This window comes from Psychrobacter sp. APC 3281 (assembly GCF_030407815.1).
Lineage (GTDB): Bacteria > Pseudomonadota > Gammaproteobacteria > Pseudomonadales > Moraxellaceae > Psychrobacter.
The window spans coordinates 275,899-297,232 of sequence record NZ_JASDCS010000003.1 but is presented as its reverse complement, the minus strand read 5'-3'; the positions used below and the strand labels follow the sequence as shown (position 1 = coordinate 297,232).

18 protein-coding genes are annotated in these 21,334 nt (G+C 43.5%); 9 read left to right on the top strand and 9 right to left on the bottom strand.

Annotation, left to right across the window (positions count from 1 at the left end; genetic code table 11):
• Window positions 1–360 precede the first annotated feature (360 nt).
• A complete protein-coding gene (locus QL886_RS03730; RefSeq protein WP_267284414.1) occupies window positions 361–1,464 on the top strand; it encodes an MFS transporter in 1,104 nt (367 codons plus the stop codon).
• A 412-nt stretch (window positions 1,465–1,876) separates the two neighbouring features.
• Complete coding sequence (locus QL886_RS03725; protein ID WP_290177681.1) at window positions 1,877–3,760, top strand: autotransporter domain-containing protein; 1,884 nt, start codon at window positions 1,877–1,879, stop codon at window positions 3,758–3,760.
• Between the two features lie 152 nt (window positions 3,761–3,912).
• Here QL886_RS03725 and arfB read toward each other — a convergent pair whose 3' ends face one another.
• The 6 genes from arfB to QL886_RS03695 form a co-directional block, all read right to left on the bottom strand.
• On the bottom strand, window positions 3,913–4,326 hold the full coding sequence (arfB, locus tag QL886_RS03720) for an alternative ribosome rescue aminoacyl-tRNA hydrolase ArfB (RefSeq protein WP_102091188.1): 414 nt from the start codon (window positions 4,324–4,326) through the stop codon (window positions 3,913–3,915).
• Between the two features lie 185 nt (window positions 4,327–4,511).
• Window positions 4,512–5,354, bottom strand: coding sequence for a CoA ester lyase (locus tag QL886_RS03715; RefSeq protein WP_290177680.1), 843 nt, complete (start codon window positions 5,352–5,354; stop codon window positions 4,512–4,514).
• A 238-nt stretch (window positions 5,355–5,592) separates the two neighbouring features.
• On the bottom strand, window positions 5,593–6,354 hold the full coding sequence (locus QL886_RS03710) for an SDR family oxidoreductase (RefSeq protein WP_101205627.1): 762 nt from the start codon (window positions 6,352–6,354) through the stop codon (window positions 5,593–5,595).
• 161 nt (window positions 6,355–6,515) lie between these two features.
• Window positions 6,516–7,298, bottom strand: a complete 783-nt coding sequence (locus tag QL886_RS03705; protein WP_102078818.1) for an SDR family NAD(P)-dependent oxidoreductase — start codon at window positions 7,296–7,298, stop codon at window positions 6,516–6,518.
• A 3-nt stretch (window positions 7,299–7,301) separates the two neighbouring features.
• Window positions 7,302–8,309 (bottom strand): NADP-dependent oxidoreductase, encoded by a 1,008-nt coding sequence (locus QL886_RS03700; protein WP_290177679.1) that lies wholly within the window; start codon window positions 8,307–8,309, stop codon window positions 7,302–7,304.
• A gap of 22 nt (window positions 8,310–8,331) precedes the next feature.
• Window positions 8,332–10,137, bottom strand: a complete 1,806-nt coding sequence (locus QL886_RS03695) for an acyl-CoA dehydrogenase (protein ID WP_179799280.1) — start codon at window positions 10,135–10,137, stop codon at window positions 8,332–8,334.
• A 181-nt stretch (window positions 10,138–10,318) separates the two neighbouring features.
• Between QL886_RS03695 and QL886_RS03690 the strand changes: the two genes are divergently transcribed.
• Complete coding sequence (locus tag QL886_RS03690) at window positions 10,319–11,341, top strand: helix-turn-helix domain-containing protein (protein WP_290177678.1); 1,023 nt, start codon at window positions 10,319–10,321, stop codon at window positions 11,339–11,341.
• Between the two features lie 19 nt (window positions 11,342–11,360).
• On the opposite strand, the gene QL886_RS03685 is transcribed toward QL886_RS03690, so the two are convergent.
• Window positions 11,361–12,638, bottom strand: coding sequence for an LD-carboxypeptidase (locus tag QL886_RS03685; RefSeq protein ID WP_290177677.1), 1,278 nt, complete (start codon window positions 12,636–12,638; stop codon window positions 11,361–11,363).
• 203 nt (window positions 12,639–12,841) lie between these two features.
• Between QL886_RS03685 and QL886_RS03680 the strand changes: the two genes are divergently transcribed.
• On the top strand, window positions 12,842–13,321 hold the full coding sequence (locus QL886_RS03680; RefSeq protein WP_290177676.1) for a YkvA family protein: 480 nt from the start codon (window positions 12,842–12,844) through the stop codon (window positions 13,319–13,321).
• Window positions 13,322–13,442: 121 nt separating this feature from the next.
• Here QL886_RS03680 and QL886_RS03675 read toward each other — a convergent pair whose 3' ends face one another.
• Together QL886_RS03675 and QL886_RS03670 are read right to left on the bottom strand one after the other, a co-directional pair.
• Window positions 13,443–13,748 (bottom strand): hypothetical protein, encoded by a 306-nt coding sequence (locus tag QL886_RS03675; RefSeq protein WP_102078823.1) that lies wholly within the window; start codon window positions 13,746–13,748, stop codon window positions 13,443–13,445.
• Window positions 13,749–13,851: 103 nt separating this feature from the next.
• The gene (locus tag QL886_RS03670) at window positions 13,852–14,397 is read right to left on the bottom strand and encodes a hypothetical protein (RefSeq protein ID WP_290177675.1); all 546 of its coding nucleotides are present in this window, start codon (window positions 14,395–14,397) and stop codon (window positions 13,852–13,854) included.
• 351 nt (window positions 14,398–14,748) lie between these two features.
• Between QL886_RS03670 and dnaQ the strand changes: the two genes are divergently transcribed.
• The 5 genes from dnaQ (at window position 14,749) to nth (ending at window position 21,325) form a co-directional block, all read left to right on the top strand.
• The gene (gene dnaQ / locus QL886_RS03665) at window positions 14,749–16,395 is read left to right on the top strand and encodes a DNA polymerase III subunit epsilon (protein WP_290177674.1); all 1,647 of its coding nucleotides are present in this window, start codon (window positions 14,749–14,751) and stop codon (window positions 16,393–16,395) included.
• A gap of 144 nt (window positions 16,396–16,539) precedes the next feature.
• Window positions 16,540–18,222, top strand: coding sequence for a hypothetical protein (locus QL886_RS03660; RefSeq protein ID WP_201570143.1), 1,683 nt, complete (start codon window positions 16,540–16,542; stop codon window positions 18,220–18,222).
• 245 nt (window positions 18,223–18,467) lie between these two features.
• On the top strand, window positions 18,468–19,406 hold the full coding sequence (gene nudC, locus QL886_RS03655; RefSeq protein ID WP_290177673.1) for an NAD(+) diphosphatase: 939 nt from the start codon (window positions 18,468–18,470) through the stop codon (window positions 19,404–19,406).
• A gap of 257 nt (window positions 19,407–19,663) precedes the next feature.
• On the top strand, window positions 19,664–20,509 hold the full coding sequence (locus QL886_RS03650; RefSeq protein WP_290177672.1) for an RnfABCDGE type electron transport complex subunit B: 846 nt from the start codon (window positions 19,664–19,666) through the stop codon (window positions 20,507–20,509).
• A gap of 120 nt (window positions 20,510–20,629) precedes the next feature.
• On the top strand, window positions 20,630–21,325 hold the full coding sequence (gene nth, locus QL886_RS03645) for an endonuclease III (protein WP_057760685.1): 696 nt from the start codon (window positions 20,630–20,632) through the stop codon (window positions 21,323–21,325).
• Window positions 21,326–21,334: the final 9 nt, after the last annotated feature.

Below are 21,334 nucleotides of genomic sequence, written 5' to 3'. Positions count from 1 at the left end.
TCATTGAACGAACGTTCAGGTGCAGTTATACTAATTTTATAGGGCATAAGTATGCTTAGGCTATAAGTATATTTAATAAAGGACTGATAGGGATTAAGCACAAAAGGATGAGTGTGAAATGGATACTATTCAAAACAAGGAAGTCATTACCTACGATCTAAATTTAGTGACGATATATATTGCGAATTTTCAACTTGTTGGAGATTCGTGATGCCCGGTAGAATACTTCGAAAAAGCAACATCGCTCCTCTTAAGCTAGGCAGGTTACATTATGCTTGGATCGTTGCTGCTACAGGCTCTGTAGCAATGTTCTGCGGACTTGGGTTAGGACGATTCGCATTTGGCATGTTACTGCCATCCATGTCATCTTCTCTAGGATTAAATTATACCCAAAGCGGTATATTGGGATTTACCAACCTAATAGGATATCTCGTTGCTGTGCTTCTAAGCCCGCTTATTCTACCTCGGTTGGGTACTCGAACGACTGCGACGGCAAGTCTCCTCCTCATTGCTGTCTCTATGCTCGGTATGGCTTTTACCACCAGTTTTCCAATACTCTGCGCACTCTATGTGCTGACTGGTATCGGTAGCGGCGGCGTGGTCTTACCAATGATGAGCGTCATGTCGCATTGGTTTTTTCCTTCGCACCGCGGGCTCGCTTTAGGATTAGTCATGGCGGGACCCGGCTTTGGTATCATTTTATCAGGCTTCGTCGTACCCAAACTCTTACCCTTCTCTACTCTATTGTCTTGGCAAACAGGTTGGCTAATTTTTGCCGTGATTAATATTGCGGTAGCTTGGCTTACCTTTACTTTGATTCGCAATCATCCAGACGATGTCAGCCAAAGCCCTTTTGGGCGCGCACCTACCTTACCTATTAAAAATAAGAAAAAGCTAGAACGTAGCAATATTAACCTACTTGTACATTTAGGTGTCATCTTTGCTATTTATGGCGCTACTTATATGGTTTACGTCACCTTTATCGTCACCAGTATGGTTGGCTCGTATCAACTGAGTGAAGCGACTGCTGGTGGTGTTTGGGCATGGATTGGGCTGCTTAGCATGTTCTCAGGTATGTTGTTTGGCTGGATTTCTGACCATATTGGTAGACGCCTTGGTCTAGCATTGGCTTTTTTCTTCCTTGCCATCGCTTATCTGTTGGTCGGACTGACTGATTGGAGTTTGGGGCTGTATTTGTCAATTATTCTGTTTGGTTTAGTGGTGTGGAGTGTACCTGTCATTATGGCTGCCTCGGCGGGCGACTATTTCGGTCCTGCAGCGGCGGCAAGTGCACTTGCAGCGCTGACTTTTGCCTTTTCAGGAGGACAAGCTCTCGGACCAGTGGCAGCAGGTTATCTTGCAGAAATCACTGGGGACTTTAGTATCAGTTATATGATATCTGGTATCGCAGCTTTTGTAGCGCTTGGACTTACCTTGTTATTGCGTCCACAAAAACAAGCTTAATTTCAGTCTCTATAATATTGATACTGCTAGCTATACTTACTCTTGCCACCAGTGACGTCTGTATGCGCATTTGGCCTGATTATCTTACTATGGAGTGCTGCTTTGATACTATTCATGAGCAAGCAGTTGTTTAGACTAAATAAGCAATATCGATAGATAATTCTTATACTTTTCAACAAAGACAACTAAATAAAAATCAGGTGCTTACAGCGTAATTACATAGAAGGAAACAAAATATTATGTGAGCGAGACATTATGATTTTTTAATACTTGCTCCCCCTTTTTTATGCTCTAAAAACTTACTTAAATCAGGCAATATTCTTGCAACTTTGCAATCAAAACGATTGCTAGCTTTCTAAAAAGTGGTTACACTCGGTTGACAAACTATTACATTGATGACAAGGAAGTCGCTATGCCTCGTAATACCTCACGTTCTAAAATTAGCCATACCACTCTTAAAACTTTTACTAAAAGCATGCTGGCTATCAGCCTATCTATCGCTGGTATTACTCACGCAAATGCTTATGACAGTGTCACCTTTTTTGGTGATAGCCTGACCGATGGGGGCTATTTTAGTCAAGTTGTACCAGGTCCTGCTCAGTTTACTACTAACCCTGACAACACATGGGCGACCTCATTCGCTGAGCAGCTAGGTACCACGGCTGTTCCCGTTGTATTCGGTAGTCCTCAAATTGGTAATAACTACGCTATCGGTGGTGCAAGAGCAGGCGAAGAAGCGGTCTTCCCTGGCGGTATTCCTATTGCTTCTGCCAATAGCCAAGTTAATAATTATATTGATAATAATCAAGTAGATCCTAATGGACTTTATGTCGTGTGGGCAGGTGCAAATGACTTGCTTGCGGCGGCTGAAAATCCTGCTAATGCCCAAGCTACGATACTTGGCGCGGTAGCGAGCCAGGCCGAAACAATTAATACATTGAAAGATAATGGCGCAAACTACATTTTAGTACCTAATATTCCTGATATCGGTCTGACGCCTAGATTTGTCCCAGACCCTAACCTAGAAGGTCAAGATCTTGTAGAGGCTTTGGCAGCGCAAAGAGCAGCAAATGGTGCCGCCAGTTTATATAATCAATTTATGCTTAGTGGCGTAACAAATACTGGTGCTAATATCATACCGCTAGATATGTTTAGCTTGACTCAAGAGATTATTGCATCGCCTGCTCAGTATGGTTTCACTAATGTCACCGATGAAGCTTGTGGTGACAACAATAGCTCTCTAACTTGTGGACGCAACACTCTTGTAGAAACAGATGCCAACGAAAACTACTTTTTCGCTGATAGCATTCATCCAACAGGTGCTACCCACCAACTGATCGCCGACTATGCAAATGCTGTTGTCACTGCCCCCAGCCTAATCGGTGTACTACCTCATATTGCAACGACAACCGGACTTGCAACCAATGAGCGCTTACAGTCACATGTTAACCAAATCCAAAGCAGTGAGCAAAAACCTGCCCGTACACTATGGGCCGTCGGTGAAGTCGCTAATCAAGAAATTGCAGGGTTTGATGGTGATAATAATACCCAAGTATTGCTTGGCGTAGATTTTGCTCATCCTAACTCAGCCAATGCAGTGACAGGCTTATACGGCAACATCACTCAAAAAGACTTTGAAAACTCAGACGTTGGCACAGGTTTGAGTGATATTGATCTAGGAGAGATCGGTTTTGGTGTCTATCATAGCAACAAGTTTGGCGGCTTACAGATCAATGGTGCTGCAGGATTTGGCAACATGGATGTCGATGTCACACGTGCTGTGACACTAGGCAGTAACCAACAACAGTTTAAGTCAAATGCTGATGGCAAGCGCTTTTATGCCAACTTGCAGGCAGGCTACCCAATGCAAGTGAGCAATATTGCCGTTACGCCTTATATCGGTGCAACAGCGAGCCGCGTAAAAATTGACGGACTCAAAGAAAAAGAGATGTCTGGCATTGCTATGCAGTTCGATGAGCAGAAATACTCTACGACATATGGCAAGCTTGGTCTCAAAGCCAATCATAGCTTGATGGAGAACCTCAACTTATTTGGTGACATTCATTACCAAAAGCAGCTGAGTGACAATCGCGAAGCGGTAACCGCACGTTTGAATACGCTACCAAATATCAGCTTTGAGACGCCTATGGTCGAAACTGATGATGATAACGTTGCCATGACACTTGGCCTATCTAGAAGCTTTGGTCTATTGAACGCCAATGCTGGTGTCACACATTCACAAGGTGATGACGACGACTCAACCAGCCTATTTGTTGGACTTAATGGTGCATTCTAAATAAGTCGTTAATCTAGAAAAATGGTATAGGTGATAATTTAATCGCCTATACCATTTTAAATTCAAAAACCGCTGCAATATGCTATAGCTTTTGCTCTATAAATTTTCTGCCGCATAACTTCTCAACGACAAAACCTAATATCATAAATTTTCTAAAAATCCACTTTACCGCGCAAAGCCTTTGTCTTACCGCGTTGGGTCTTTTTATCCACCCGTTTACGTTTGGCATTTCTGCTTGGCTTGGTAGGCCTTCTGGTTTTATTAACGTAAGTGGCTTTGGTGATAAAGCTTTGCAAACGCTCAAGCGCATCTATTTTATTGCGCTCTTGCGTTCGAAACTGCTGCGCCTTGATAATTAGCACGCCTTCCTTGGTTATTCGGCTATCTTTGCTATTTAGCAGTCGCTGCTTGTACTCATCACTCAGACTTGAGTTGTTAATATCAAAACGCAGGTGAATGGCAGAAGATACTTTGTTGACATTCTGCCCACCTGCGCCTTGCGCTCGTATGGCGCTGATCTCTACCTCATTATCATTGAGGCTGATATTATTATTAATAAAAATCATAGTTTGCTTTTATCGAATGTGAATGGATATGGTTTATGATAAAGCATTATATAGTCAATCCTCTATAAATTAGGTACGGTGTCAGTCTCGCTTAGTATACTGCTTGTAATACTTCCACTCGGCTTTCTGGTATCTGAATTATATTGAACCGATTACTTATATTTAACTGAATACGGATTGGTCTGCTACTTTGCCAACAGTTGACGACTGCGCTCAATCACTGGCGCATCGACCATCTCACCATCTATCTTGAATACTGCCTGCCCGCTCCGCTCATACTCCTCGACTACACGCTGTGCAAACAACAAAGTCTCATCTGTCGGTTGTAATGTTTGTTGCACGACTGCCACTTGTTTTGGATGGATACATAGCATTCCTGACATCCCCATTTGTGACCATAACTGTACTCGATCGCTCAGTCCAACTTCATCATTGAAGTCAGGATAAATGGTATCGATGGGCGGCGATAACTGGTGCACTTTTGACGTCAGGATTAGTTGATAGCGAATTTGATTGGCGATGATATCAGCGGCAGGCGTTCCTACTTGCACGTGCAAATCATTGCACAAGTCTAAAAACCCGTAACTAAACGCGGCGAGCCCTACTGTTTCTGCCATACTATCGATTTGATACAATCCTATCGCACTCTCAATCAATGCAGTCACGGGTAAATTGGTAAGCTGATGTACGTTATTAATATCTTCTGCTTGCTCAGTTTTGGCCAACAACACGCCAGCCAAATTAGGCATCTTCTGACAGAGCACTATGTCTTTAAAAAATTCTTCGCTACCTGCCTTATTAATACGTACCCAAATCGGCTGATAACCTGCACTGTCGTGATATTGCTGTAATGCTTCGCGTGCGGATGCTTTATCCTCTGGCGCAACAGCATCCTCTAAATCGACAATAACCGCATCTGCACCACTAGCAAAGGCTTTCGCTACTCTATCAATGCGAGTCGCTGGCACAAACAGCCATGTTTTATTTTGAGAAATCGTTTTTATTTTATTGTTGATAACTGAATTCATGCGTGACTCCATCATATTGTCCAAGTAGCTATTAGCATATTTATTATGCCACTATACAGCTGATGCTCATTTAAAATTAGCAATTTATTTGATAGTGCAAAACCAAGATTACTTAGACATTCTATTAAAAAATAAATCAAAAAAAACCACATGAAAATAAATCTCATGCGGTTCTTGAGTCTAATGCAGTTTTAAACAATTACTTTCTTATCTAACCTATGTCTTATAGATTATCTAATTAAGCCAGCATACCACCATCGACAACGATAGTCGCACCTGTGGTATAGCTTGAAGCGTCCGATACTAGATACAATACGGTACCAGCCATTTCATCAGGCTCAGCCACACGTCCTAGAGGAATTGAGTGTAGCGCCATTTTTAAGACTTTATCGTTGGTAGTCAATGCCGAGGCAAACTTAGTATCTGTCAAACCTGGCAATAGCGCATTAACACGGATATTAAGTGGGCCACATTCTTTAGCAAAGGCTTTGGTCATGCTAATGACTGCCGCTTTGGTGATTGAGTAGATGCCTTGCTTATCGCCTGCTACTAAACCATTGACTGATGCGGTATTCAAGATGACACCGCCACCCTGCTCTTTCATCATTTTGCCAGCGGCCGTCGACATAAAGAAGTAACCGCGGATATTAACTTCAACCGTTTTATCAAAGGCGGCTAAATCCGTGTCTAAGATATGGCCATAGTAAGGGTTGGCTGCTGCATTATTAACTAAGATATCAATTTGACCAAATTCACTTTTGATATGCTCAAAAATTGCGTCAATTTGCTCCATGTCTCCTACATGACAAGCGAAAGCACTGGCCTTGTGACCGTCAGCTTTAATGCTATCAGCGACTGCTTGGCACGCATCAATTTTTCGGCTTGAGACAATCACATGTGCGCCTCTTGATGCCAATAGACGGGCAATAGACTCACCAATACCACGGCTAGCACCAGTTACTAGAGCAACCTTACCAGTTAAATCAAATAAATCTTTCATAGTTGTTCCTTATATTTTTATAAACTTTATATTTTCGATAATTTTTGAGCGCTAAATTCATGTATCTAAAATCAGATAACTAAACGCAGATAATCGCTGTCATAACTAACAGCGATTATCGAGCACTAATAAACTGAACAAAGAGCGCTCAACGATCACGGTTACGCTAGCATACCACCATCCAAGGTGAAGGCATGACCATTCATAAAGCTGCTTTCATCGCTGGCAAGCCACGCAATCGCACTAGAAATTTCACTGACGTTTCCTAGGCGGCGCAGTGGACTGGCCTTTATCGTTGCTTGCTGCGTACGCTCATCCATCGTTGCCATAGTATTGCGAACCATTGGCGTATCAATGAAGCTTGGGCATACCGCGTTAAAACGGATATTGGCACGGGCATACTCATGGGCAGCAGATTTAGTCAGACCCATAACCCCATGTTTAGCTGCACTATAGGCTGAAATCATAGGCGCTGAACGAAGACCAGCAATAGAGGCGACGTTGATCACATGACCACCGCCATTAGGGATCATACAATTGACGGCGGCACGCATACAGTGCCAAACACCTTTTAAATTCACGGCGATATTACGATCAAAATCATCATCACTTAGCTCATGCATTGGTGAAGGCTTGTGGTCGATACCAGCGTTGTTTACCACAACATCTAGGCCACCAAGCGTTTCTACTGCAAAGTCAAACAACGCACGTACTTCATCACCACTGGTCACATCTACTTTTTTGAAGACAATACTGTTGCCAGCATCTTGGCCTTGTTTGGCAACTGCTTCGCCCATTTCTTCTGCCATATCACCAATGACGACTTTTGCGCCGCGACTGGCTAGTAGTAATGCACTTGCTGCACCGATGCCTGACGCACCGCCCGTGATCAAAATTCGTTTGCCAGCTACATCTGATGCAATTCCATTTGTATTCAGTGTCATGATCTATCCCTCTACCTTAAGTACTAGTTTGCCAAAATTTTCACCATTAAAGAGCATCATCAAAGTATCAGGGAACGTCTCGATACCCTCAACGATATGGTCTTTTACCTTCATATCACCTGACTGAATCCAGCCAGCAATCTCTTTCATAGCGATTGGATATTCTTTGATATTATCGAACACCACGATGCCTTCCATGCGAGCACGATTGACCAATAATGATAGATAGTTCGATGGGCCTTTTACTGCTGTGGTGTTGTTATATTGGCTGATAGCCCCGCAAATAACGATACGCGCATGCAGATTAATCTGAGTAAGCACGTCATTTAAGATATCACCGCCTACGTTGTCAAAGTACACATCGACGCCGTCTGGACAGGTTTTCTTTAGTGCTTTTTTCACATCTTCATTTTTGTAATCAATCGTCGCATCAAACCCAAGCTCATTGACCAAGAATTTGCATTTCTCAGCACCGCCCGCGATACCGACAACGCGGCAGCCTTTAATCTTGGCAATCTGACCGACCAAGCTACCAACCGCACCAGCAGCTCCTGATACCACTACCGTCTCGCCTGCTTTTGGCTGACCCGTTTTTAGAAGACCGAAATACCCTGTCATCCCCGGCATACCGAGTACGCCCAAGTAGTAAGACAGCGGCGCTAGGCTTGGATCAACTTTATGCAGGCCTGTACCATCGCTGACCGCATATGACTGTACGCCGTCGTGACCTGCGACATAGTCACCTACTGCAAATTTCTCATGCTTACTTTCAATCACTTCACCCACAGTACCGGCGCGCATAACTTCACCAATTTGTACTGGCGCGATATAAGATTTGGCATCGTTCAGCCAACCACGCATCGCGGGATCGATAGAGATGTATTCAACCTTAATCAGTAGCTGACCATCGATAATCGTCGGTATTTCTGTCTCGGTATAGTCCCAAGTTTCAGCACTTGGCTCGCCTACTGGTCTTGCTTTTAGACGCCATTGTTTATTTATCGTTGTCATGTCTCTTTCCTTAGAGTTGTCTTTAGAACCAGTCCGCTTGCATATCAGTGCAAACTGAGTTGGTGTTGGTTAATAATTCGATGTCGCGTTTAACTAATGGTAGTTCCCAATCGATGAAGTATTTGGCTGCTTGTATCTTGCCTTTGTAAAAGTTTTGCTGCTCGACATCTTGCGTCGTACTTAGCAGCTGCTCGGCTTTACTGGCTTGGCGAATCCAAATCCAGCTCAGTACAATTGAGGCAAAAATATTCATTAATGCTTGAGCATTACCAGTCAATGTCAGCGCTTCTTCTGTCTGCAACACTTTGCCCAAATGCACGAGCACTTCATGCAACTGACCCATATAAGGCATCAGCTTGCCTGCAAGTTGCGCGCTCTCAGGCGTAGTGATGCTTTCTAAATCTTGTGTAATTTCACGTTTTAAGATTTGAATGCCTAATCCACCTTTTTGCCATAACTTGCGGAATGACAAATCTAGCGCCTGCACACCGTTTGTACCTTCATGGATAGGATTTAAACGATTGTCACGCCAAAACTGCTCAGCTTGATATTCACGCGTATAGCCTGCGCCGCCCAATACCTGAATACCTAAGTCATTGGCTTTTGGGCCATACTCAGATGGCCATGCTTTCAGCACTGGCGTTAGCAAATCCAACAACTCTGTTAGCTCATTTTTTAGCGTTTCGTCTTCACAGGTATTGATACGGTCAATTAGGTTTGAACCATATAGACATAATGAGATGCCGCCTTCAGAATAGGCTTTTTGTGCCAATAGCATGCGCTTTACGTCACCATGCTGAATAATGGCCGTTGCATCATCTTCAGGCTTATTGTTTGGCGCAATGCGACCTTGTGTACGGTCTTTGGCATAATCTAGCGAATACTGATAGCCGCGATAACCAATCATAGAAGCACCAAAACCGACAGCGATACGTGCCTCATTCATCATCTTGAACATATAGCGCAAGCCAAAATGCTCTTCGCCGATCAAATAACCATGACAATCGCCTTCATCGCCGAAGCTCAATGCCGTAGAAGTCGCACCTCTATAACCAAGTTTATGAATCAGTCCAGTCAGATGTACATCGTTACGCTCGCCAACAGACAAGTCAGCGTTCAAGCGATACTTAGGCACGGCAAATAAAGAGATACCTTTTACGCCACCTGGGCCACCTGGCACTTTGGCCAATACCAAATGCACGATATTGTCAGACAGCTCGTGATCACCTGCTGAGATATAAATTTTACTGCCTTTGACACGGTACGAGCCGTCATCTTGTTTTACCGCGATGGTTTTGATATCGGCAAGTGATGAGCCTGCATGTGGTTCAGTCAGTGCCATGGTGCCGGTGAACTCACCTGTCAGCATACGCGGCATAAAGGCCGCTTTGATATCATCACTAGCAAAATGCGAGATGACGTTGATTGCCGCAGTGGTCAGAAATGGATAGGCAGTCGTTGATGGATTGGCTGCCATAAAGTAGCCTGCCACAGCAGTCATAACCGTCTCAGGTAACTGCATGCCGCCGTCTTCAAAACTATAACGACCAGCAATAAACCCAGACTCGCGAAACGCATCAAAAGCGACTTTCACATCGTTTATCATGCTGACTTTTTTGCCATCGAACTGCGGCTCGTTCTTATCTGCGATATGGTTGTGCGGTAAAAATAAATCTGTCGCAATCTTATTTGCCGTCTCTAATACAGCATCAAATGTCTCACGGCTATGTTCTGAGAACTTTGCGTGCTCGGTGAGTGATTCTGTGCCTAGTACATCATACAACTGGAAAGGTAATTCAAAATCGTTTAGGAGGGTATCTGCGGCCATAGTATTCTCATTAACTGATTAAATTTGGTTATCAATTGATATTAGTCTAATTTGATACCTGTCCGTATTGTCATTTATGACATAATTATGGTCAAACAAGACATAAACAGAGTATCTAACTGGTTAAAATCAACCAAATAATGGCTATTTTGGTAAGCACAGCAAAGGAAACGAGTGACTTATGCCCTATTTCAAACCTTTTAAAATGATTATTCTTGGCTTCGATGGTGTGCTCGGTAGTGTACTATCTGGCGCATTGGATTTGTTTTCATTCACGGGGGTCAGCTGGCAGCGCTTTTCAAATGAGTCTGTAGAGCCACGATTTAATGTGCAGATCGCAAGCTTAGGTGGCGGTGATATTAGGTGCAGCAATCGGTTAATCATGCAAGCCCACTGTGATATCCGAGACGTGACAGAGTGCGATTTATTGCTTGTGCCAACCATTGGCGACTCTATTGATAAGGTGTTGAAGCAGAACAGTGAGCTACTGCCGCACCTAGTACGGCTTGCAAATACCAAGGCCGATATAGCAAGCAATTGTAGCGGAGCATTTTTTTTGGCAAAGGCAGGATTGTTAGATCATAAGATAGCCACCACACACTGGGGCTATGCCAATAAGTTTAAGGCAGATTTTCCATTGGTGGACCTACAAGAGAATCAGTTTGTGACCCATTCAAGAAGCGAGCCAACAAACCAGTCGGGCAATATATTTTGTGCAGCTGGTGGCAGCGCCTTTTATGATTTGGGGTTATTATTGATTGAGCGTTACTGCGGACGTGAGATCTCTACACAAGTGGCAAAAACCCAAATTATTGATAGCAAAAGAGGTAGTCAGAATAGCTATACCAATGTGACCTTGCACAAGCCACATTCGGATCATTTGATTAAACAAGTCCAAGAATATATCGAAGAGAACTTTCAACATTCTTTGCAGGTCAGCAGTCTGGCTGCCATGGTAAATATTACCCCGCGCACTTTAAACAGGCGCTTCCAGTCCTGCGTGGCGATGCGACCGATTGAGTATATTCAGGCTGTTAGAATTGAACAAGCCAAACGCTTACTTGAGTTGGGCGATGTATCGATCAAGTCGCTTGCCGATCAAGTAGGTTATGATGATATCTCTTCATTCACGCGTCTATTTAAACGTGCGACAGAGCTGACGCCTAAAGAGTATCAAGATAAGTTTTCGCGATTGGCTATTTAAAAAGGACAGTGATTAGCGTTTAAGCAGTCTGCCACAAGCCTTCTACTTGGATAGCATCAGCTTTTATAGTTGGGTAATCGTTAAATGCCAACTGATAGCCGCCATTTACATTAGGACTCAGCTGGCAAGTTGCTCCTAGCGGAAAACTGTATTTTTTGCCGATATGACCAAAAGGCATACCACTATATATCGGCAACCCTGTCAATTCATGCAACTGACGAATGACTGTGGCGACATCATAACGTTTGTCATAGCTGTCCTCGCCCGTACCAGACAATGCCCCAAATACAATCGCTTGCTGATTTTTAAAGACGCCTGCGAGATATAAGTCATATAACATGCGCTCAATACGATACGCCTGCTCGCCGACATCTTCTAAAAACACAATGCCGCCATCGATACGCGGTAAATACTCACTACCTGCCAGCGCCGATACGACACTTAAGTTACCACCCCAAATCGTACCAGTTAATGGTTTCGGCTCACCCTTTGTCAGTATGGCAGGTAGCTGCTGACTGGTTAAAGATGCGTCTGATATATTAATAACCAGATTGGGGTTGGTCAGTGCTTCAACAAACTGCTGACAGCTGACCTTATCAGGCGCAGTTTTGCCAAACTCACTATAGAGCATCGGTGCTGCAAGTGAGCTCATTGACCCTTTTGCCAATAGCGCACATTGGATAGCCGTCACATCGCTAAAGCCTGCGAGTATCGTGCCGCGCTCCTTCATAATTCGTCCTAGTGTCGACCAATCCACCATAGGCAATATGCGCATGGCACCGTAACCACCGCGCACACCTAGCAGCAGCTTTGGCGCGGCTATTGCCCCAGTGGCAAGGTTTTGGAAATCGCTAGCACGCTGTGAGTCCGTTCCCGCAAAGCGTAAGTACTGACGATTGGTAATAGCAGGATTCTCTACTTTAAACCCAGCACAAGCCACGCGATCTAATGCCAACTGATTACGCTCATCACTACCACCGACATTGGAGCTGGCAAAAAGTCGCGTCTCAATCGTAGGCGTGATACAACCGGTCTGCGTCAGTGATTCCTGTGATGTTTGTGCTAATGAGCGATTACCCAATAACGAAGTTGGCAGATCATCCTTGGTCAGCTGCGTACTATGACCAGACTCGATAGGACTGGCTGCAAGCGCTTGAGAAATACCTTGGCTCGCTAGTACTGCTGTGCCTGCACTCACACCGATTCGACGTAGAAACTGCCGACGGTTTAGCCCAGTTGTTGTTTCAGTTGCACGACTATTTTTATTATCTGTCCATGCCTGACGCTTAATCCCCATACCTTACTGTTACCTTATCGCTTTTATTTTTATGACTTGTGTTTTTAGACCTTATGGCAGCATATTGTAGACGCTTTTCTGACACTGATGGTTGCCTAATCTTTACCGATATTTACTTTTTCGCTACTGAGACACACAATATAGGTCGACTAGATTTGTTACTGTAAATACAAATTCATCGCAAAAAACAAAAGGTAATAATTATGTTTAATAAAAAAACAGATAAAAACAAGTCACTTGACTCTAATTTGGAATACTTGCTAGGCAAAGAAGATAAGCTTAAACAAAAGTTAGAGGACAGCGGCTATCTTGAGCCGTTTAGTGATGATTTAATGCTATTTATGAGTCTTGTCAAAGACTATTACAAAGGTGACTACCGTAAGATTCCTTTTAAGACAATCTCAGCTGGCGTTATTGGTGCGCTCTATGTGCTAAATCCAATTGACCTCATTCCTGACTCTATTCCGTTTATCGGCCATATCGATGATGCGCTAGTACTTAAGTTCTGTCTAAAGCAAGCCAGAAAAGATCTGCAAAAATACAAAGAGTGGAAGCAGGAACAATCAGCTACTAAGGATAAATTAGAAGATAAGAACGACATGGATAAGACTGGTAACGACAAGATTAGTACTGATGAGAAAGACAGCGACGAGACTGGTACGAATCTGAAGAAAGCCTCGTGAAGATTAATACTTTCAGCTATTAAAAAAAGTGATTCATAATCACAGTATTAAAAAAGCCACGACCGCGAATTAATATTTCGGTCGTGGCTTTTGTTATTCACAATTCATTCAATACTGTATTTTAATCAGGCACTTCATAATTAGCTTTTTCTGGATTAAGACCAAACGAGTAAACGAAGGTCGCAACGAGGCTATTGACAATAATGAAAGGCAAATCAATCGCAGCATGACCAAGCGCATAGCGACCAAGCAGCCAAGAGACGATCAACATGATAATAAAAAATGCACCCAAATATGCCAAAATCGCAGGGTGTTTTAAATTATAAGGCTGCTCAGGCGTTGGTTGTTTGTCTAATACATATGTCCTTACCGCCCAACCAGCTGCATAAGAAAACCCGCCTAACACCACGTAACTGAAAAAATTCATATCGCTTAACTCTAATGGTATGACTGTTTATAACAAAATACTGTCTATGCAAATATCATCGACTAACAATGATATTTATCTAAAGGCTATTATCAACGCTTACTTAAATACTTTCATCAACATTATCGATAACAAGATTAGCATGTGGGTTGGCTAAAATATCAGTATTCACCTCATCACATTCCACGCGGTAGATCGTATTCGCACCTCGGTAAATATACGACAAGTACTCACTGTCTAAGAGCGGATCAATGTTTGCGTAAGCTGGTTTGACATGAGCCAGTACAAGCACTCGATCAGGACGACCAATAACCGCATCGACATTGTCTGGATCGATAGAGAAGAACTGCGGTATGTCGCTATTTTCAATCACTTCTAACGGCTCTGGAGTATCCCAGACGCGCTTAGCAGTGACGGGTTCTTTCATCTGCATTACCCAAGTGTCGTCTTGCTGGCTGACTTTTATCTGAGCAGGCTCATCTTGACTCACCGTATAACAACCCTCAAAGACAGACAGGTCGGACGCGACTTCGGTATCTGCTTGAGGGCTAGTATCATTACAAGCGCTCAGAAAAATCGCGCTGCTGGTAGTCACACTGAGCATCAAATAGGTCAGTCTCTTATTAAATAAATTCGAGCGTAAGGACATAATGGGGTTATCCTGCAATCATGCATTAAAAACTTTAATTAAGTGTACTATTGTCAAAATGTCACTAGATAGCTGTATAAGAAAAATGCGCTTAGGCATCTTGGTAGCAAAGACATCTCTACAATTAAAAAACCAGTGGCTTTCAGCGAGCTTCGCTATTTTAACAGAAAACTAGGACGTTACTATTATGTTATAAGTTACCGTAAGGGTTTTATGACTTTGTGCGTCACGACTGCCCATATTTATGATAGATTTGCTATACTCACAACGTCATCATCATCGTTCGAATAACGTAAACGAGATGCTCTAGTACTACCCTATGCTTACCACTTATCAGGTCCATACTCTTTTATGTCAGACAACCGTAATTCAATGCCAAACACTCATAAAGACAACGCGATTGATCCATTGGCGGCTAAAACAAATACCACTGTGGCCTATACTGATGGTGCTTGCAAAGGCAATCCTGGCGCTGGCGGCTGGGGCGCACATCTTATATTTAGTGATGGCAGCACGCAAGATTTGTACGGCGGTGACAAAGAAACCACCAACAACCGTATGGAGCTAATGGGTGCGATACAAGCCCTGACCCATAGCCCGCATGAGCATACTCTTGAGATTTGGACCGACTCCAGTTATGTCAAAAAAGGCATCACTGAATGGATTGAAGGCTGGAAGAAAAAGGGTTGGAAAACTGCCAGTAAAAAGCCAGTCGCCAATCAAGACCTATGGCAACAATTGGATAAACTCTGCCAACAGCGTGATGTTAGCTGGCATTGGGTCAAAGGTCACGCTGGACATGCTGGTAATGAAAAAGCAGACGAGCTGGCAAACTTAGGTGTCACCTCAAACAGCGGGCATTCAGCTATAGTCAGTGAAGCAGATACGACTAAAAAAAAAGACCACATAGCGACTGATATTGATACTAATACTGACGCTAACACGGATACCTTGCAAAAATCGTCTAGCGCTGACTGGCTAAGTTTCGATCCATTGGGTTTAGATATGATGGACGATGAGTTTGATGAAGCGCTATTAGAACCTGAGCCGCTAAAAGAAGATAGTCAGAGTGCTGCTGACAATCGTAATATGAATGAAAACATTGCTGTAGAATTTAGCAACCATCAAGACAATACATACAACCCGACGAGTACCAAAGCTATGCCAGATATTCAAACGCACCTAGATGATACCGTCGACAACGATATGTTGCCAAGTGTAGAATCTGATGCCCCTAAGTTCGATGGGGATACTAGCCGTGCCAACCCATATTTTAAGCCGCTACTACCAAAGCCGATACACCGCCATGAAGCAGATCGCCAGCTTATCATGGATACAGAAACTACAGGGCTTGATGCACTAAAAGGCGACCGTATTATCGAGGTCGGTATTGTGGAGCTGGTCGGACGTAAGTTTACTGGTGAAAAGCTGCACGTTTATATCAATCCGCAGCGCGGTATGGATGATGAAGTCATTCGTATTCATGGTATCTCTGAAGCATTTTTGACTGACAAGCCGACCTTTGATCAAGTTGCTCAGTCTTTGTATGACTTTATGGACGGCGCTGAGATTATCGCTCATAACGCTACTTTTGATATGAACTTCTTAAATATGGAGTTTGCAAAAGTTGGTCTGAATGATTTTGCTAATCGAGTGCAAGTAACCGATTCACTGGCGATGGCCAAGCAGCAGTATCCTGGGCAAAAAAACACGCTAGATGCCCTCGTGCGTCGCCTAAATGTTGGTAAGCAAGACCGTACTTTTCACGGGGCATTACTTGACTCAGAGATTTTAGCCGAAGTTTATCTGGCGATGACTGGTGGACAGGTCACGCTTGCCATCGAAGAGGATACAGATACCGATGGCGGACAAACCGCTCATGCAAGTTTCGCCAATTTAGCGAATTTATTGCTGGCATCAACGGCGGATGAAACTGCTGACCAAAGCTGGTATGCGGCTTTGGCAGAAGATTATCCTGCCCTAAAAGCTAGCATGTAATTGTCGTTCGAATTTTTATTGAACCGACATTTGTATAATTTAGTCTTGATTATTATGATAGAAAGCGTTAAAACATCACTAGCCAATACTTTCTGAATCAAATTTATATTGCTATTCTCATCAGTACATTATGGAAAAATACTTATGGACCAGTCTGCGCAAATGAAGCTAACCGCCCCAACGCTTAGTGTTACTGATTTTAACCTACCATCACTCCATTTACTGCATGATGAGGTTATAGCAACGCTTAAAGATACCGAGATTCATTTAGGTGAGTTCAATGATGATAGTAGTCAGGCGCCTTTGTTGTCAGATTCTATCGAAGTATTAAAGCAGCTGTCTTGTATTTTCAAACTCATTTCTTTGGTCGGTGCAGAAGCATTGAATGATGCCATTGTTGGTGGTTTACAGAGACTTTATGACAATGGTGATAATAACGATACTGATTTGATCATGGATCTATCAGAAGCCATCATGACCTTGGATCGTTATGTTGAGTTTGTCCTCTTGACTGAATCGGTAGAGCCTACTCTACTCATACCTGTAATCAACAAGCTTAATGCACATAGTCAAGAAGCTCCTATTACGGCAGACTATTTCTCTGCATTTGGTAGCAGTAGTGTCATCATCGCCAACCCTGAACAAAACTTTGAATCTCTAAGCACGCTTAATCTAGACACAGAGCTGCTGACCAACGCGTATCGTAGTGGCCTTAGCATTGCACTACTCAATCAAGATGGCAAAATTGACTCAGCAGATCAGCAAAAGCTGGATGCTATGAGTGCAGCTTGTGCATTAATTGCCTCAAATACTGATAGCTTATTTTGGCAAGCGGCGACTGCTGCTGTGACTGATATCGCAGCAGTATTACCATTAAACTTGAGTCAAAAACACACACTTATCTATTTAGAGCAGCAATTTCAAAGCTATTTACCAGTCATGGATACCCGCTTTGCAGATTTAGTGAGCTTTGCCTGTCAACGTGATAACGAGCAAGCGCATCAACTACGTGAACAGTATGCCAGTAACCATTTAGAAGGTGCTCAGCTAGAACAAATGAAACGCTTTTTATTCGGTCCTAACCGCGAACTTACCGATACGTTAAACACAATTATTCAAAATCAGATCAATAATATTAAAGAACACGTCGATAGTTATGCACGTGGCGATTCAATCAACCCTATTGATATGCAGACCGCGCAAATTATCGAAGAGCTGACTGAGCTTAGTTCAGCATTACGTTTATTAGGTCTGTCCAACGCAGCCAATAGTCTTAGCGAAGCAGCAGAAGCTGTGAGCCATTGGCAAGCTCCTTCCCCTGACGATTTTGATCATTTGCTACTAGCGTTAATGCATGCAGAGAACGCCGCCATTGCCATGGCAGAGATGCATACACCAGGGGCAATCTATCTGCCACTGAATAACCCGCATATCTCATTGCATCAGCTTAATACGGCTAATGATACCTTGATACAAGAAAGCCGAACTGCTATTGCTAGTGCCGAGCAAGCCATCAATGATTATTTGGCGGAGCCTGAGCGCGATATGCTCAATATCCAAAATATTCCTGGGATGATGCGTCAAGTAGCAGGCGCAGTACGCTTCTTACAACTGCCCACACCTTCCAGCATGCTGAGTCAGCTAGCCAACTACATTGAAAAGCGTATCGAAGGCGGACGACGTATCGAAGACAGTACGTTAGCCTGCATCGCTGATGTTATCATGGCGGTCGATCATCACTTAGATGGTTTTGAGAATAATCGCCCTGTCAGCAAACAAGCGCTTGATGTGGGGCAGCAAAGCTTAAGCCACCTACTTGCTGCTTAACTTTTCTTATTGTCATGGCATGGTTATTATCTCTTAGCCATGACATCTCATTTACGTATAGATAATTCAAGATAATGTAGGTACGAGTCAGGCACGTGAAAGCGCTACAGTCATTAGGTTGAACTAGCCTGGCAACATATATGGATATCTGGGTATCTGGTTTACATAGAATTGATGATATTTTACTCTAAAACAGTCTGTGTCTACGTCGATGCGGACTTACTTTATAATGTTTGGAATTTTATATGGCCCATGCTTTTGTATTAAGTGATGACAGTATCTTATGCCGTCAAATGCCAGATGGTTGGTGGCCTTTGCAAGTTCAGCTATCGCCCGATAGTAATGACTTAAGCGAGCAAGCTTATCAGGTTGGTCACGTAACGCTGCACGAGAGCCTAGCACCAAATCATTGGTTATCAGACGACAGCACTGGTAACGATGCAGATGATACGGTTGATGCCAATATGGCTCATAGCTTTACTGCCCAATCGACGAGCGCCATGACTTATGACTATGCAGTTGCTCATAACGTGACGCTACCAATTATTGCTGAAAGCAGTGGTAACACTTTTGTTCCTTATCGAAAACTGATGACTCATCTACCAGTCGCCTTGTCAGATCAGATTAGCCAGGCAATACAACTACTAAGCTGGCAAGCAGATACACAGTTTTGTAGTCGCTGTGCTAGTCCTACTGTACATGCTGACCAAGGCGAACGTGCCATGGTTTGTCCAATATGTCGATTGCGCCAATACCCTCGCGTACAACCGTGCGTCATTACTGCTATTACTCGTCCGAATCCAGTGACGGGTGAGATGCAAATCTTACTGGCTCACCATCACCGTCATGGACAGCAAAACCTGCCGCCAATGTATGGTTTGATCGCAGGGTTTGTAGAAGTTGGAGAGAGTCTGGAGCATGCCGTAGTACGTGAAGTCGCAGAAGAGGTCAATATCAGAGTATCAGATATCCGCTATGTGAGCAGTCAGCCATGGCCATTCCCCTCTAATTTGATGCTTGGTTTTCGTGCATCGTATGCCAATGGCGATATTATCTTGCAAGAAGATGAGCTAGCACATGCTGATTTCTTTGATCTCTCAAACCTACCCAGAATTCCACCAAAGGGTAGTATCGCTCGCGATTTGATTGATCAAGTGGCTAAAGAACAAAATATAGATTTATAATCAGTACTTATCTACAAATACCACATTACGCTATAGTATTGTATTTTCAATCTCATCTCTTTAAAATCGCTGCTCCTGTGATAAGCGTTTTACTTTAAATCTTATTTTTTAATAAGTAACACGCTAACCTGAGCAGTAAGACGCTGACAGAGCAGATGCTCTTATAGATACTGTTTTACAAAGACCGCTTTCTCAACCTTTTATCTCTATTTATACTAATACCAATTCTAACGACTGGTATTAAGGTCCTTAATTAAATGCAAAGTAGCACCAATATACGCTTAGTTAATCTACCTATCTTATTCGATGCATTACACATTGATACCTTGCCCGCTGACATACAGGCAAAAATTGCACGTGTGGATGCTTGTTTGCCACAGACGCAGTGCGGGCTATGTGAGCATCCAGATGGTTGCCTGCCATATGCCGCTGCGATTGTATTAGATGGCGAGCCGTATAATAAATGTGTGCCTGGTGGTCAGCCAGTCACCAATGCGATTGCTCAGACTCTCGATATAGATACTCTTGACACTACGCTGACGGCGGTGCCTTCACAGTGGCCAATAGATGCCACCTCTGAACGTCCGACCGAGGTTCGTGCGGTTATCCGTGAAGATGACTGTATCGGCTGCACCAAATGCATCCCTGCTTGCCCAGTCGATGCTATCGTTGGTACTGGCAAGCATATGCATACGATTTTTACAGATTTGTGCACGGGCTGTGAGCTATGTATCGCGCCCTGCCCTGTTGATTGCATTGACTTAGTTACGATTGAGCGAGAAATATCTGAGCCTGAGCGAATAGCAGAGCAAGAGGATTTGAGACAACGCTACCATACCCATTTAAAACGCGTCACAGAACAGCTTGCTGATACGAGCAATAGTAGACCTGTCGTTAGTATGGTAGAGGCTAAGCTCAATAATGCAGCAAGCCAGTCTCTAAACATCAGTGAGTCACAAGCAAAAAACACCATTGCTGCTGCCAAGCTCCGTACCAAAATCAAAAAACTAGAAAAGCAACTGAGTGTGCGTGCAAACGATAAGAAACAAGCAGAGCTCGAATCTTTACAAGCCGAGCTTGAGTCATTGCAAGTAGCGCTATAACGGTAATAACTGATTACGCAGTTAGTTCATTAATAAATTGATACTTTAATCATTAACATGAATGCTAGCGCTAGCATATAATTTGGCACCACCATTCATCAAAATAATAGCCAAAATGCCATGAGTAAAACGGTCAAACATAAAACAGCTGACACGCCGCCCTCTAGACGAATGCCCAATCGTGACGTGCGTCCATTCTTTGAAAAGCTGGCAGCGACTATTGATGAGCCTGTCACCGAACTCAATTATGACAGTAATTTTGAATTACTTATCGCGGTAATTTTGTCCGCACAAGCGACTGATGTCAGTGTCAATATTGCTACCAAGCAATTGTACCCTGTGGCCAATACACCTGAAGCCATACTGGCACTAGGCGAAGACGGTCTAAAATCCTATATCAAAAACATTGGTTTATATAATGCCAAAGCAAAAAACGTCATCAAAACCTGCCGTGATTTGATTGAGAAATTTGATAGCACCGTTCCTGATAACCGCAAAGACTTAGAGTCACTGGCAGGTGTCGGCCGTAAAACTGCCAATGTCGTGCTAAATACGGCCTTTGGCCAGCCGACCATGGCCGTTGACACGCATATCTTTCGTGTGGGTAATCGTACTGGGCTTGCTACTGGCAAAACCGTACTCATCGTCGAAAAAAAGCTGGTCGAGCGCATTCCAGAAGACTTCATCGTAGACGCCCATCATTATCTTATCTTACACGGCCGCTATACTTGCCAGGCTCGTACACCCAAATGCGGCGCTTGCCCTGTCTATGAAGAATGTATGTTTAAAGATAAAGCTGCATTTTTAGAGTTGTAACGTATTGTT

Excerpts from the sequence above, each read along its gene's own strand:
- QL886_RS03730 (WP_267284414.1), top strand. The coding sequence starts at position 361 with ATGTCATCTTCTCTAGGATTAAATTATACCCAAAGCGGTATATTGGGA.
- QL886_RS03725 (WP_290177681.1), top strand. The coding sequence starts at position 1,877 with ATGCCTCGTAATACCTCACGTTCTAAAATTAGCCATACCACTCTTAAA.
- arfB (WP_102091188.1), bottom strand. The coding sequence starts at position 4,326 with ATGATTTTTATTAATAATAATATCAGCCTCAATGATAATGAGGTAGAG.
- QL886_RS03715 (WP_290177680.1), bottom strand. The coding sequence starts at position 5,354 with ATGAATTCAGTTATCAACAATAAAATAAAAACGATTTCTCAAAATAAA.
- QL886_RS03710 (WP_101205627.1), bottom strand. The coding sequence starts at position 6,354 with ATGAAAGATTTATTTGATTTAACTGGTAAGGTTGCTCTAGTAACTGGT.
- QL886_RS03705 (WP_102078818.1), bottom strand. The coding sequence starts at position 7,298 with ATGACACTGAATACAAATGGAATTGCATCAGATGTAGCTGGCAAACGA.
- QL886_RS03700 (WP_290177679.1), bottom strand. The coding sequence starts at position 8,309 with ATGACAACGATAAATAAACAATGGCGTCTAAAAGCAAGACCAGTAGGC.
- QL886_RS03695 (WP_179799280.1), bottom strand. The coding sequence starts at position 10,137 with ATGGCCGCAGATACCCTCCTAAACGATTTTGAATTACCTTTCCAGTTG.
- QL886_RS03690 (WP_290177678.1), top strand. The coding sequence starts at position 10,319 with ATGCCCTATTTCAAACCTTTTAAAATGATTATTCTTGGCTTCGATGGT.
- QL886_RS03685 (WP_290177677.1), bottom strand. The coding sequence starts at position 12,638 with ATGGGGATTAAGCGTCAGGCATGGACAGATAATAAAAATAGTCGTGCA.
- QL886_RS03680 (WP_290177676.1), top strand. The coding sequence starts at position 12,842 with ATGTTTAATAAAAAAACAGATAAAAACAAGTCACTTGACTCTAATTTG.
- QL886_RS03675 (WP_102078823.1), bottom strand. The coding sequence starts at position 13,748 with ATGAATTTTTTCAGTTACGTGGTGTTAGGCGGGTTTTCTTATGCAGCT.
- QL886_RS03670 (WP_290177675.1), bottom strand. The coding sequence starts at position 14,397 with ATGTCCTTACGCTCGAATTTATTTAATAAGAGACTGACCTATTTGATG.
- dnaQ (WP_290177674.1), top strand. The coding sequence starts at position 14,749 with ATGTCAGACAACCGTAATTCAATGCCAAACACTCATAAAGACAACGCG.
- QL886_RS03660 (WP_201570143.1), top strand. The coding sequence starts at position 16,540 with ATGGACCAGTCTGCGCAAATGAAGCTAACCGCCCCAACGCTTAGTGTT.
- nudC (WP_290177673.1), top strand. The coding sequence starts at position 18,468 with ATGGCCCATGCTTTTGTATTAAGTGATGACAGTATCTTATGCCGTCAA.
- QL886_RS03650 (WP_290177672.1), top strand. The coding sequence starts at position 19,664 with ATGCAAAGTAGCACCAATATACGCTTAGTTAATCTACCTATCTTATTC.
- nth (WP_057760685.1), top strand. The coding sequence starts at position 20,630 with ATGAGTAAAACGGTCAAACATAAAACAGCTGACACGCCGCCCTCTAGA.